The organism is Chitinophaga sancti (assembly GCF_034087045.1).
GTDB lineage: Bacteria > Bacteroidota > Bacteroidia > Chitinophagales > Chitinophagaceae > Chitinophaga > Chitinophaga sancti_B.
In genome coordinates, this window is sequence record NZ_CP139247.1 from 6,020,461 (window position 1) to 6,034,081 (window position 13,621).

The 13,621-nt window shown below is 43.4% G+C and carries 10 protein-coding genes; 5 read left to right on the forward strand and 5 right to left on the reverse strand.

What is annotated here, in order from left to right; genetic code table 11:
• Positions 1-63 precede the first annotated feature (63 nt).
• On the reverse strand, positions 64-1,164 hold the full coding sequence (locus SIO70_RS24325) for a FecR family protein (RefSeq protein ID WP_320575142.1): 1,101 nt from the start codon (positions 1,162-1,164) through the stop codon (positions 64-66).
• A 17-nt stretch (positions 1,165-1,181) separates the two neighbouring features.
• Positions 1,182-1,742 (reverse strand): RNA polymerase sigma factor, encoded by a 561-nt coding sequence (locus SIO70_RS24330; protein WP_320575143.1) that lies wholly within the window; start codon positions 1,740-1,742, stop codon positions 1,182-1,184.
• Between the two features lie 192 nt (positions 1,743-1,934).
• Between SIO70_RS24330 and SIO70_RS24335 the strand changes: the two genes are divergently transcribed.
• Genes SIO70_RS24335 through SIO70_RS24350 form a run of 4 tightly spaced genes read left to right on the forward strand, consistent with a single transcriptional unit; the run spans position 1,935 to position 9,754 of the window.
• Complete coding sequence (locus SIO70_RS24335; protein WP_320575144.1) at positions 1,935-5,390, forward strand: TonB-dependent receptor; 3,456 nt, start codon at positions 1,935-1,937, stop codon at positions 5,388-5,390.
• Between the two features lie 24 nt (positions 5,391-5,414).
• A complete protein-coding gene (locus SIO70_RS24340) occupies positions 5,415-7,325 on the forward strand; it encodes a RagB/SusD family nutrient uptake outer membrane protein (RefSeq protein WP_320575146.1) in 1,911 nt (636 codons plus the stop codon).
• Between the two features lie 13 nt (positions 7,326-7,338).
• Positions 7,339-8,532: a DUF5000 domain-containing lipoprotein gene (locus SIO70_RS24345; protein ID WP_320575148.1), complete on the forward strand. Its 1,194-nt coding sequence runs from the start codon at positions 7,339-7,341 to the stop codon at positions 8,530-8,532.
• 46 nt (positions 8,533-8,578) lie between these two features.
• The gene (locus SIO70_RS24350; RefSeq protein ID WP_320575149.1) at positions 8,579-9,754 is read left to right on the forward strand and encodes a DUF4998 domain-containing protein; all 1,176 of its coding nucleotides are present in this window, start codon (positions 8,579-8,581) and stop codon (positions 9,752-9,754) included.
• A 277-nt stretch (positions 9,755-10,031) separates the two neighbouring features.
• On the opposite strand, the gene SIO70_RS24355 is transcribed toward SIO70_RS24350, so the two are convergent.
• Positions 10,032-10,706 carry an HAD family hydrolase gene (locus SIO70_RS24355; RefSeq protein WP_320575151.1) on the reverse strand — a complete coding sequence of 225 codons (675 nt, stop codon included), beginning with the start codon at positions 10,704-10,706 and terminating at the stop codon, positions 10,032-10,034.
• Positions 10,707-10,784: 78 nt separating this feature from the next.
• On the reverse strand, positions 10,785-11,990 hold the full coding sequence (locus SIO70_RS24360; RefSeq protein ID WP_320575153.1) for a hypothetical protein: 1,206 nt from the start codon (positions 11,988-11,990) through the stop codon (positions 10,785-10,787).
• A 304-nt stretch (positions 11,991-12,294) separates the two neighbouring features.
• Here SIO70_RS24360 and SIO70_RS24365 point away from each other — a divergent pair, with 304 nt between their 5' ends.
• Positions 12,295-12,732 carry a GNAT family N-acetyltransferase gene (locus SIO70_RS24365; RefSeq protein WP_320575154.1) on the forward strand — a complete coding sequence of 146 codons (438 nt, stop codon included), beginning with the start codon at positions 12,295-12,297 and terminating at the stop codon, positions 12,730-12,732.
• A gap of 148 nt (positions 12,733-12,880) precedes the next feature.
• On the opposite strand, the gene SIO70_RS24370 is transcribed toward SIO70_RS24365, so the two are convergent.
• Positions 12,881-13,402: a hypothetical protein gene (locus SIO70_RS24370; RefSeq protein ID WP_320575155.1), complete on the reverse strand. Its 522-nt coding sequence runs from the start codon at positions 13,400-13,402 to the stop codon at positions 12,881-12,883.
• Between the last annotated feature and the right edge of the window lie 219 nt (positions 13,403-13,621).

The window sequence follows — 13,621 nt, forward strand, 5'->3', positions numbered from 1 at the left end:
TGCTTTGTGTCTTTAATCCAAGTTAGGATATTATAATTAAACAAAAAATTTTTATGGCTCCTATTACCGGAACGTTAACACACCATTTTTCAATTCATGTTTAATGCCGGTTGTTTTTCCCAGGTTGTCCAAAAAATCATTTAATCCATCCTGCTTAGTCAGGATGCCGGTAAGATCTATACGGGAAGCAGCAGAGTTTTCAAATACAACATCGATATCAAACCATCTGTTAATCACATCACCTAAGTCTTTCAAAGTTGCGTTTCTGAAATAATATTTTCCTTCCATCCATCCTAAGGTATTTCGCTTATCAAAGGCATCGATACTAAAGAACTGCTGGTTATATACTGCTTCATAGCCAGGTGATAACTGCACCACCTGTACACTGTTTTTGCTTTTTAATACTACCTTCCCGGAAGCCAATGCTATACGCGGGTTCACACTGCTGTAGGTGTTGATATTGAAGGCTGTTCCCAGTACATCTACAGACACATCTCCGGCATGAACGATAAAAGGCCGGGCAGGATCTTGTTTTACTGAAAAATAGGCTTCTCCGCTCACGGTTACTTCCCGCGTTTTTCCATTAAATGCCATTGGAAAACGAATTTCTGATTTTGCATTCATCCATACTTCTGTTCCATCTGCCAGCACGAGTTTATAATCTTTGCCGGCAGATACGCGCAATACATTCATTGGCATATCGGCAGTTGCGTTGGCGGCATTGTATTGTAAGCTTTTTGATGAAACGTGTAATTGCGCACTCCCTACCTTCATCATGGACTGTGTCGTATCGGAGAGGTCTATTTGCTGGCCGTTGGCTAGTTGCAGGACAATGCCGGTCGGGTTGTTTGCAAGTTGTTTTTTCGACGGTTGCTTATAATAAAACATACTACCTCCTAATATTACCAGTATACTTGCCGCTGCATACCACCACCTGAATTTCCGTTGTATAAACCGGTGTTTGTTCTGTTCCCACAAAACCCCTTCATCCAGTTTGGACAAATATGCCTGGGCAATTGGCTGGCTCAACTGTTCCTGCATTCCTTTATATATTTCACTTAATTCCGGAACGGTCTCCAATAATTGCCTCAGTTGCGCATCATCTTCCTCAGAAATACATCCTGACAGCTTCTCCAACATTAATTGTTCTATATTTGGTATCATTTGTTCTGATCTTAAATTTATTCTGAATATGGCAGGTCCAGCTTATTCCGCAACGTTTTCACTGCGATCTTCAGGTGTGTCTTTAATGAGTTTACACTAATACCCATATTATCTGCCACCTCATGATACTTCTTATGCTCCAGGTATACCAGGTTAAATGCACGCTGACGCTGCGTGGGAAATTCCCGTAACAGTTCATGCAGTTGCTGCTGAAACTTTTCGCTTGATATTACATTGTGTTCCTCTCCATAAGATTCGTCCACGACTGTTTCAGCATACTTTTCGATGCGTTTAAGTCTTCTCGACTTTATCTTATGGTAATCATTTACCTGATTGCGAACCGCAATCAGCAGGTAGGTACGGAGGTTACCATTAATTTTGTAATACAATTGTTTTTCCCAGATACTGCACAGTACAGACTGAACCAGGTCATCGGCGTCAGTAGGATCTCCTGTTCCCAGATACGCCTTCGTCCACATTAGTCTGTAGTATTTCTTAAAGATTAGTTCAAATGCATCACCGGCGTCCCCATTCTTTAATAATAGAAGTACAATATCGTCTCCTGGATATTCAGGCATAAAAAATAGTTAAGTGGTTGATTGTATAACGCGGATAAAAATTCTAAAGGGATATTGTCTGGAATAAATATAAATGTTATTTTGACATTTATAAAAATATTTTTTTTTGGAGGGAGGGCATTCACCCATTCACAATTGTCGTCGTCTTTATATCGTGAAGCATCAAATAGATTCTACAATTAAGTAAGGAAAATGAACAGACATTCCCCGTTAATGAAAACGGCCAGCAAGCATTTTGCCTGGCAGCGAACCACTATTGCCTTTCTGTTGCTCTTTCTGAATTATCAATTACGTGGGCAGACGATCAGTCCCCCGATTGTAACGATCAAAGGGAATAATATGACCCTGGAATCGATCTTTAAATCGATAGAGCAACAAACTGACATTACTTTTTTTTACAGTGGCAACATCCCTAAAAATGACATCATTGGCCAGGTCAACTACTCCGGAGCTAAAGTGACCACCGTACTGGATGATTTATTGAAAGGACGCAACCTCGCGTATGAAATTAAAAAAAATGTGATCCTCATTCGAAGGGAGGAAAAGCCCCTCCCGGTCGAAAAACCTGCTGCCGCCAGCCAGGAGTCCATTCTCACCGGACAAATCCTGGCAGAGGATACCAAAACGCCCTTACCCATGGCCACGGTCATGCTAAAAGGTACAAATATCGGTGCGACTGCCGATCAGAACGGGTTCTTCAAACTCAGGCTGAATGGCACCAGCAAAGTCCTGGTGGTGCAATATGTAGGCTATGAAACCCGGGAAATGAACCTGACCGGGAAGAACAATTTAGAAATAATGCTCTCCCCAAAAGATAATACCATCAAAGATGTGGTGGTGGTAGCATATGGTACCCAGAAGAAAACAAGTATGGTCAGCTCCATCACCTCCATCAACCCAAAAGAACTGAAAGGCCCTACCTCTAACCTCACCACTATGCTGGCAGGAAAGATAGCAGGGGTGATATCCTACCAGCGAAGTGGTGAACCCGGTGCTGATAATGCGCAGTTCTTTATCAGAGGTGTCGGTACTTTTGGGGCAGGAAAGGTAGACCCACTCATTCTGATCGACAACATTGAATCATCTTCAAGAGACCTTGCCAGGTTGCAACCTGATGATATCGCCGGTTTCTCTGTGCTCAAAGATGCGACTGCTTCCGCACTCTATGGCGCCAGGGGTGCGAATGGGGTGATCCTCGTTACCACCAAAACCGGAAACATCGGAAAGATGAAGTTCAATGCCCGTCTCGAAAACGCCACTTCTTCCAACACCCGCAACTTTGCACTGGCAGACAATATTACTTATATGAAACTGGCGAACGAAGCCACGCTCACCAGGAATCCACTCAGCGCGCTCCCCTACTCTCAAAATAAAATCGATCATACCGAAGCTGGCGACGATCCATTATTATATCCCAATAATAACTGGATAAAACAATTAATTAAAAATCATACCAATAACCAACGTTATAATATCAATGCCAGTGGCGGTTCGGACAAAGCCAAATACTACCTGGCTATGACCTATAATATTGACAATGGTATTCTGAAAGAAAATGAGCTGAATAATTTCAGCAATAACATCAAACTCAGGTCTTATTCTATCCTGTCAAACACCACGATCAATCTGACAAAAACGACAGAGGCACTCGTGAGTTTAAAGGGGCAGTTTGATGATTATAATGGTCCTGTAGGCGGTGGTGCAGCGGTGTTTTATAATGCGATCTGGAGCAACCCGGTGGCATTTCCGGCGGTGTATCCATCCAGCCTGATGCCGTATGTAAAACACCCGCTATTTGGTAATGCCCTCATTCCCGGTGGTGGTGCATTGTATGTCAATCCTTATGCACAGTCCATCTCTGGTTTTCAGGCGACCAACACCAGTACACTTACTGCACAGCTGAGCCTAAAACAAAACCTGGATGCAGTGACACCCGGTCTATCTGCGAGAGTGATGGCTTATACTACACGGTATGCGTACTTTGCCGTTTCCCGCCAGTATAGTCCTTATTACTACCAGGCGAATACCAATGAAGGGAAGTTTTCCGGGCTGACACTGATCAATGATGGTAGTACAGGTAGTGTAGGTGCTACGCCTACAGAATACCTCACCTATTCACCGGGTGATAAAGTTGTGAACACCACGACATATGCCGAAACAGCCCTGAATTATTCGAGGATATTCAAAGATAAGCACAGTGTGGGTGGTATGCTGATTGGTACGATCCGAAATTATATTACGGGTAATGCTTCCACCCTGCAATTATCATTGCCCAGCAGGAACCTGGGGGTATCCGGCAGATTCACTTACGGTTATGACAACCGCTACCTGTTCGAATATAACTTTGGCTACAATGGTTCCGAACGTTTTGCTACGAACCACCGGTTTGGTTACTTCCCGTCTATTGGTGGCGGCTGGATTGTATCTAATGAAAAGTTCTTCTCCTCATTGGCGGATAAAGTGCAGCAGCTGAAGTTCAGGTTCACTTATGGTTTGGTGGGTAATGATCAGATCGGCAATTCAACTGACCGGTTCTTTTATCTATCTGATGTAAATCTGAATGGCGGCGCCGCCGGGTATTTCGGTACGCAATTTAATTATAGCCGACCCACTGTGGCAATCAATCGTTATGAGAACAAGGATATAACCTGGGAGTTGTCCCGCCAGACGAACATCGGGATGGACCTCACCGTCTTCAAAGATCTCACACTTACAATCGATGCATACAAACAGGTACGTAGCAATATACTCATGGTAAGAAGTACGATCCCTTCTTCCATGGGCTTGCAGGCCGACATCTCTGCCAACTCCGGCAAAGCCAGCAGTCAGGGTATGGACCTCATGCTGAATTATTCCAAAACATTTGAGCACAGCTTATGGCTGCAAACCCGTGGTACACTAACCTATGCAAAAAGTAAACTGCTGGTGAATGAAGAGCCGCAATACGCTGCCAACAATCAACACTTATCAAAAGTGGGTAACTCATTAGGACAGATATACGGACTGGTAGCAGAGAAGTTGTTTGTCGATGATGCAGAAGTGAGCAACTCCCCTATACAATATGGACGTATCATGGCTGGTGATATCAAATACAGGGACATCAACGGAGACGGTACGATCTCTAATGCAGACATGGTACCTATCGGTTTTCCGACCACGCCAGAGTTGATCTATGGAATGCTCTTTTCTGTGGGCTATAAGAACTTTGATATCAGCGCTGCCTTTCAGGGTTCAGGCAGGTCTTCCTTTATTATTAATTCAGCGAACACGACACCTTTTTATATCAATGGAGGTAACCAGAATGGTTTGCTACAGTCCATTGCAGACGATCACTGGTCAGAAGATAACCGGAACTCCTACGCATTCTGGCCAAGATTAAGTAATACCATTTCAGAGAATAACAAACAGACATCTACCTGGTGGCTGCGGAGCGGTTCATTCCTGCGACTGAAATCAGCTGAGATCGGGTATAACTTTTCTGATCGGGTGTTAAAAAAATTCCGGCTCAGTACAGGTCGTATTTATGTAAATGGTATGAACCTGGCTACAATCAGTGCCTTCAAAATATGGGATCCGGAGATGGGTGATTCAGGTCTGGGATACCCTATTCAGCGGGTATTTAATACAGGATTGTCTATCGGGTTTTAAGTGTTAATTAAAGAACAGAATTTTATGAAAATTATTCGTTTGTTCATAATTGCGGCATTGCTGACTACATCCTGCAAAAAGAATTTCCTGGATGTGGTACCTGATAATGTGGCAACCATTGATAATGCCTTTACTTCCAAAACAGAAGCTGAGAAATATTTATTTACCTGTTATTCGTATCTCCCCATCAGTTTCGACCCTACTTACAATGTAGGTTTATCTGCCAGCGATGAGGTCTTTGTACTTGACCCTACCAGTGCAATCAGGTCTACTAACGTGCTTCGCCTGCCTTATGGAGATCAGAATATTTCAAGTCCTATCGCCAATTTCATGACTGGCGACAGAGACGGAACCGCAAGTTATAAAGCGATCAGGGATTGTAACATTTTCCTGGAAAACATCAGTAATCTTAGTAAAGTACCGGATCTGGACATCGATACCCGTGAGCGTTGGATATCTGAAGTAACGTTTCTGAAAGCCTACTATCATTTCCTCATGTTCAGGGCATATGGTCCAATTCCTGTTATTGATAAGAACCTGCCTATCAGTGTGGCCATTGAAGAAACGTATGTAAAACGCCAGCCGGTGGATAGTGTGGTGAATTATATTGCCAATCTGCTGGACGAAGCGGCCCTGCATTTGCCAAACAGTATCAATAATATTTCATCAGAACTGGGTCGCATTACCAAACCGGCGGCATTGGGGCTCAAGGCAAAATTGCTCGTCACAGCTGCGAGTCCTTTGTACAATGGTAATTCAGACTATGCTGCTTTTAGAAATAAAGATGGGGCTGCGCTCTTTAATCCTGCTTACAGCGCAGAGAAATGGCAGCATGCAGCAGATGCGTGCAAAGCGGCCATTGACCTTGCTACAGCACAGGGAGTAAAGTTGTACGAATTCCCTGCACAGACCATTCCGCTGAATGCTACTACCATGACCCAAATGAGCATCCGTAACTCCATGAGCGAGCCATGGAATAGTGAGCTGATATGGGGGAACACCACCAGTATTACATGGGCGTGTACCTTCTTACAACGTTGTGGAATTGGCCAGTTTGATTTTGATAATGCAGTGGCGTCAAAGACAGCCGGACATCCATTAATGGGGCCTACCATCAAAATGGCAAAGTTATTTTATACAAAGAATGGAGTGCCTATTGATGAAGACAAAACGCTTGACTTCTCTAATATTTCTACCCTGCGGGTAGCCAGTCATGATGAAAGATTTAATATCAAAGAAGGAGAAACGACCGCGCGGTTAAACTTTGACAGAGAGCCTCGATATTACGCAGATCTTGGTTTTGACAGGGGCATCTGGTATATGGCGAACAGCCCATCAAAAAGCGATGAAAACACCTTCTGGCTGAAGGCAAGGGGTAGTGAAACGAGCCAGTCATCACCAGTGCCTGTCTGCGGGTTTTATATGAAGAAAACGGTGAACTGGCATATGGATTGGAATACCCTCACCTACCCTTCTTATCCATATCCTGAAATGCGGCTGGCAGACCTGTATTTGTTGTATGCCGAAGCATTGAATGAAGCACAGGGTCCACAGAATGATGTTTATGAATACATCAACCGCGTAAGGGCAAGAGCAGGTTTGACAACGGTGCAGAACGCCTGGGCCACTTATAGCAGGAACCCTACGAAATATACCACCAAAGAAGGGATGCGTACTATCATCCAGCGGGAACGTGCGATAGAACTTTGTTTTGAAGGACATCGTTTCTGGGATCTGTTGCGTTGGAAAACGGCGGCACAGGAACTGAGTGGCAATATTACCGGCTGGGTAGTGAGCGGACAAACACCGGAGTTGTACTATCGTGAAATTTCTTTCCTGGCAAGGCATTTCGTGGCGCCACGTGATTACCTGTGGCCGATAGATGAAGATGACATACTGGAAAATCCGAACCTGGTTCAAAATCCTAACTGGTAAAAACCGACAACACATGAAGTTAACATATATCATCGCTTTAATTTTATTAGCGGCATCCTGTACCAGGGATGATTTGCGCAGCCCCGTTTCAAAGAACAGTTCGGCTCCTGGTGCAGTAACCAATGTAAAGGTGGTGAACCTGAATGGGAAATCAGCCTTAACGTATACACTTCCGGCTGATGAGGACCTATCTTATGTAAAAGCGGAATATGAAACATCTGCAGGTCATCCAAGAGAGATAAAAGCATCTTACTATGTGAACACACTCACAGTAGATGGCTTTGGAGATACCTTGCCACATACCATTAAACTCTACGCGGTAAATTCCAGTGAAGTAGCAAGTGAGGCTGTCACCGTTACCGTACAGCCACTGACACCGCCTATTGACCTGGCCTTAAGATCACTGAAAGTAGTGGCTACATTTGGTGGTTTCAATCTCACCTGTGACAATCCTACAGAAGAAAACCTAGCGATCATTCCACTGGTAGATACCACAGGGAATGGTGTATGGGTACAGACGACTGGTATGGATAATATTTATAGTAATAGTCCAGTCATCACCAGTTCAGTCAGGGAACAACCAGCTATAGAGCGACACTATGCATTTGTGGTAAGGGATAGATGGCTGAATTATTCAGATACGCTATATGAAACGTTAACACCTATATTCGAACAGTTACTCCCTAAATCAGATTGGAGCAATTATGTGTTGCCTGGTGACGCGGAGATATTGAACAATGGTGGTCGTACAGATGTGTCTTATATCTATGACGGTAATTTTCATCCCGGCTGGCCACAGTGTTTATTTACAGTAGAACAGGCCAGCTCTTCACAGATGGTGACACTGGACCTTGGCAAACCACATATCTTCAGCCGTATGCAGGTAAATCCTTATAAGGAAGTGGGCAGTTTGTATTATGTAAGAGGGAATGTAAAGGACTTTGAAATATGGGCATCCAATTCACCGAATTTAAGTGGCGCTTTGGATGAAAGCTGGACCAGGCTGGTTACCTGCCATGTTACGAAACCTTCAGGCTCTGCTTCAGGTACAGAGACAACAGCGGATCAAACGCTTGCATATAATGGCTGGCAGTTTGATTTTCCAGCGTTACAAACGGCCTATCGGTATGTAAGGATCAGAAGTCTTTCCAACTGGCAGGGTTCATACTTTATAAACATAGCAGAGTTCACGCTATGGGGTAATTAATCACTTATAATCTTTTAGGATGCAAAGAGCATTTATAATATCAGGCATGTTGACATTATTGTTTGCATGTACCAAAATGGATGAATACAGGGATAAATATATGGGTAATGGATCCATAGTTTATCCGGGCAAAATGGATTCTGTAGAAGCCTTTTCGGGTAAGAACAGGGCGGAGATCAGGGGGTTGTTTACTTCCGATCCTAAGATCACGAAGTACAAGGTGTTCTGGAATAGCAGACAGGATTCAATAGAGGTGCCTGTGACAAGGACATCTGGTGTGGACACAGCAAAAGTGATCATACCTGATCTTCCGGAAGGACTGATGAGTTTTGAGATCAGGACCTATGATGCGCATGACAATATATCTATCCCCGTAAATACATCTGCGAATGTATATGGGGACCTCTATCAGAGTGCACTGATCAATAGGGGTATTGCAAATGCAGAGATGCTGGACGATGGATCCGCGTTGATAAAGTGGGCAGATGCCAGCAGTGATGCAGGTACGGTGAGCATGCGGATTAAGTATACAGATAATACGGGGGGTGCGCATGATACGCTGGTATTGTCTGTTCTTACAGACATGACTACGACATTGCCTGCGTTCAAATCCGGAACGAGTATTAGTTATCAAACGGCTTATTTGCCCAATGCTACGGCAATAGATACCTTTTATACAGCATTTGAGGTATTTTCTGTGAAAGCGGATGTGACAGCGTTGTACCTGAAGAATACAGGTCCTTTTGATCGCGCTACTTATGATGGTGGACGCTGGGGTACGCTGGCAGCGCCATGGGTGACGAGTGCGAATGTGATCAATCACTCAGGTTATGGCGGATATGCATCAGAGACGTGGTTGAATGCAGGCGGGTTCCTGGTGATGGAATCAGGATGGAGTGGAACGGCGAATATTGTGAATGGAAAGATTTCACAGACGACGACATTGCCTGCGGGGAATTATATATTCCAGGTAGCGTGTTATACAGAGGCGTTGGATCCGGTGTATATAGTGGCAGCGGCGGGCAGCGCACTTCCTGATATTAGTGGGCTTTCGGGGGCTTTGGGGTATGGATCATTTCCCAGCAGTACGTATGTGAGTGCGACGGTATCAGTTAAGTTTACGTTGGAGCAGGAAGAGGAGGTGACATTAGGATTTTTAGCGACAATGACTTCGGGTAATCAATATTGGAGGGTAGGGAGTGTTAAGTTGATAAAGAATTAGATGTGGGGGGATGAAGAAATGGGGTTGAGGTGATAAGATTGGATATTGAAGAAATAAAGAAGTGGACTTTGAGGCGATAAAGAAATGGGCTTTGAGGTGATAAGATTAGACTTTGAAGTGATAAGATTGGATATTGAAGAAATAAAGAAGTGGACTTTGAGGCGATAAAGAAATGGGCTTTGAGGTGATAAGATTAGACTTTGAAGTGGTAAGATTGGATATTGAAGAAATAAAGAAGTGGAAATTGAAAACCGCAAACGAAATGTTTGCGGTTTTTTTATATAATTTCTGTAATTTCCTGGATGGTGTAGGTTGGGTTCAATACTTTGCAGGCATCCTTTTGGCCATATCCGTAGGCGGCCCAGCAGGAGGCGATGCCACAGTTGTTGGCGAAGAGAATGTCGGCATGGGTATCGCCGGTCATTAGTACTTCTTCCTTGTTTTTAATATTGAATTTTTGTGTGATGATGGTTTCGTAAACCATCGGATCGGGTTTCAATTTTAAAGCTAAATCCGGGAAGGCGCCTTCGGCGATGAGGAGGTCTGTCAGGTCGAAAAGATTCAGTGCTTTTAAGGAGCGTTCTACTGCGGCAATGCCTTTATTGCTGAGGACAATGATGGTTTTATCCTGCGCTTTTAATTTTTCAAAAACAGCGGCGGCTCCTTCGAATAGTACGGTGAGCTTTTCGTCACATTCTTTATATAGTTCCCGGTATATTTTAGCGATTGCTTCAACATCTTCGAAGTTGAGTTTCGATGGTTCGGGATGCAGGTGTCTTATCGTATCGTGTAAGGCACCACCTTTGCTGACGGCGGTGAGCATGGTTATTTCGTCGATGGTGTTCAGTCCGCTTTTTTCAAAGGTCTGGCTCATGGCGGAGTGAATGGTGGGAAAAGTATTGCAAATGGTGCCGTCGTAGTCGAAGAGGTAGTAATTGTAGTGGTTCATCATCCTTAATTTGCGATGTAAAAGTAATGGATAGAAAGGAGTTTTGAGAGATTTATCTGCCGGCGTTGGAGAATGATCATATTATTGAATTGCTTTCTTAATCTCTGCCAGTTCCTGCTCCATCTTCTTCATCCGCTCCTGATTTTCGAGGTTTTGCTTATGCTCCTCAATCAGGTATAAGGTTAGTTCCTCGACTTTTTTCACAAGGATCTTATTCATCTCTCCGAGGTCCAGTCCATTCACCGTCACTTCTTTCTCTGTAGGCACTTCGGGCAGATGTTTATGTTGTAGTACATAATTCTCAATTTCCATTAATGAGGGTAGCTGATAATGGCTATCAAAGACATAATCAGGCCAGCCGGACTGGGTCACCTGAATTTTTTTTGCACCAATCGTACCTGCTACAGCGAGTTTGAATGTGCCTGTAGGCGTAGTACCTATTCCAAGATTCCCATCGGCATCCAAGCGCATTTTTTCTGTACCATCATTTACCAGGAAAGTAAGATAACCTCCGAACCGGGTTGATGCTGGCCCCATGTTGAAGATGAGCCCTGAATTTAAATTGCCGAAATATTTATGAATGAGACCAAACATTGGTGCACTTCCATCCGTGTTATAAGCATGTACGCCCAGATAGGTACCATCTTTGGTAGTGCTACCTATATATAATCGGCTTAGGATGGCTGTAGTAGTATCATCCACCATCGTGCCGACGTCCAGTGATGCCTTGGGCGCGAGTGTACCGATACCGAATTTACCATCTGCTGTGGAAATGACGCTATCAGGCAGGTTCACGGTGCCAGCGAATGCATTTCGATAAGGTATATCTCTGACGGCCGTTGCCTCGGGAATCAATGCAGAATCGACTACAGACCAACCGGTAAACATGGCTGCTGTCTCACTCATACCCTGTGCAAAGGCGCGAACATGAAAGCGTACATAATAACCATTCTTGTAATCAAGGAAAATAGACATCTTGCCATTTTCATTACCAATCTTTATTGGAGGGGCTGAACCACCAGAAGAAGACACAGTAGTACGGGTTAAGGTATCTCCCAAAACATACGATGAAATTGTTAAGTTCAAGGTATAGCCTGGGATTGTAAAATCGTACCCTTCTATCCAGATAGTCGGCATGGCGAAGCGGTTTGAAAAAGGGATGTTTGTTTTTATTTTGTAACCGTTGGTAGCATAAGCGTTGTTATTATATGATAATACATCATTGTAATACTGCGCTTTTCCAGAAATGACAAAGAATAGGGATAAGAATGCTAATAAATATTTCATAAAAACAATGCTGTTTTGCTATGGGTTATAATGCTGTATAGGGCGATTAAAATATGGGGTGCAAATTAGGTATTTTTAGAAGTACTCATGAAATTATTTTCTATAATTATGCGCCATTGATTTGTTTTCTGATGAGTTACTGATATTTTTTGATGCTGCTTTCCAGGTAAAACCTTATAATTTTAAGCTATGCAATGATTATTCAAGTAGCTTATGCCTATGTATGTGATATCAAACCTGCGCGAACGCTGTTATCCTACAGATTGCCCTTTGATTAGTATATTTGTATAATAACCATTTATCAATGAGCTTTATCATCAGACCATTCAATATTGATACTGACATCCCTGACACCACCGTTCTCACTATTGAACTTGGCTACCCCTCTACTGAAGCTCAAATTACCCAAAGAATGAAGGCTATTCAGGCGGCATCAGGCTACCACACTTTTGTAGCTGTCGCCGATCATAAAGTCATTGGGTATATTGGTATCAACAAGCAACTTGCCTGGGAACAGGATGGTACTTATTTTAAAATTCAGGCGCTGGTGGTGAAACAGGAATATAGAAAAGAAGGTGTAGGTGCCGCCCTTATCCAACATACGGAAGCTTTTGCAAAAGCACAGGGCGCTACCTATCTTTTAGTTAACAGTGGCAACCGGGCCGAAAGGACGGCTGCGCATAGATTCTATCAGAATCAGGATTTCGAGCCGAAATCAACCGGGTTTAGAAAGGTGCTGTAAATTGAATGGAGTATATAGATATCATGGTTGTTGGCGGAATTAACAGGAAACCAGATACCACTGCGAACTTATCCGATTCTATCTTCATCACGGCTGTTCACTCCAATTACAAGATCCCCAACACCTCTTTAGTTCAATCCTACCTCGATCACAGCGGTCTCCCGAAATCAAGCGGGTCCGATAAGTCACTATAAACCCTGTCTAACTTCCTAATCCTCCACACCCATATTCCCACCAATACCATCCACATCACGATAAAAATAATTACAACTACCCATCCTGCATTAAAAAACACCATAACACTCGCCATCATCAAGCTCCTAGCCATCACCGCTACTACCGCATACACCTTCATCTTCTCCAAATGCATTCTCAACGATTCCCGTAAATTCATCCCAATCACGCCCTGCTTTGCAAATACATATCCCACTATATTTCCTGCTATCACTCCTAACATCGCCACCACCAATAACACATTGGCATATACTGGCTTGCGATCCCCATCGAAAAAATCATAATACACAGTCAAAAACAACACAAACCCCACCAGCTCTATCACCATCTGTCTCCGAATTTGTTTCAATACCGGATGCTGGCGTTCACGCAATAACCCGATATGTAGTGCAGAAGTTGTGTTTACATCATTCCACGCAGCAAAAAGATCTTCCATAACTCATGTTTTAATTAGTTGATAAATCCTCGTCTCAATTCTCTTTTAAGATCAGGGTAATTCCCTTCACTCATCTTTTAAATAGTTACTAACCCTCATTTCTATTCTCTATAGTTATCAGGGTACTCCCCTCCCCTTCACTCATTATTTAAATAGTCGCTAAATCCTCCTCCCAATTCTCTCTCATTACCAGGAGCAATCTCCACTCATTTTTTAAAT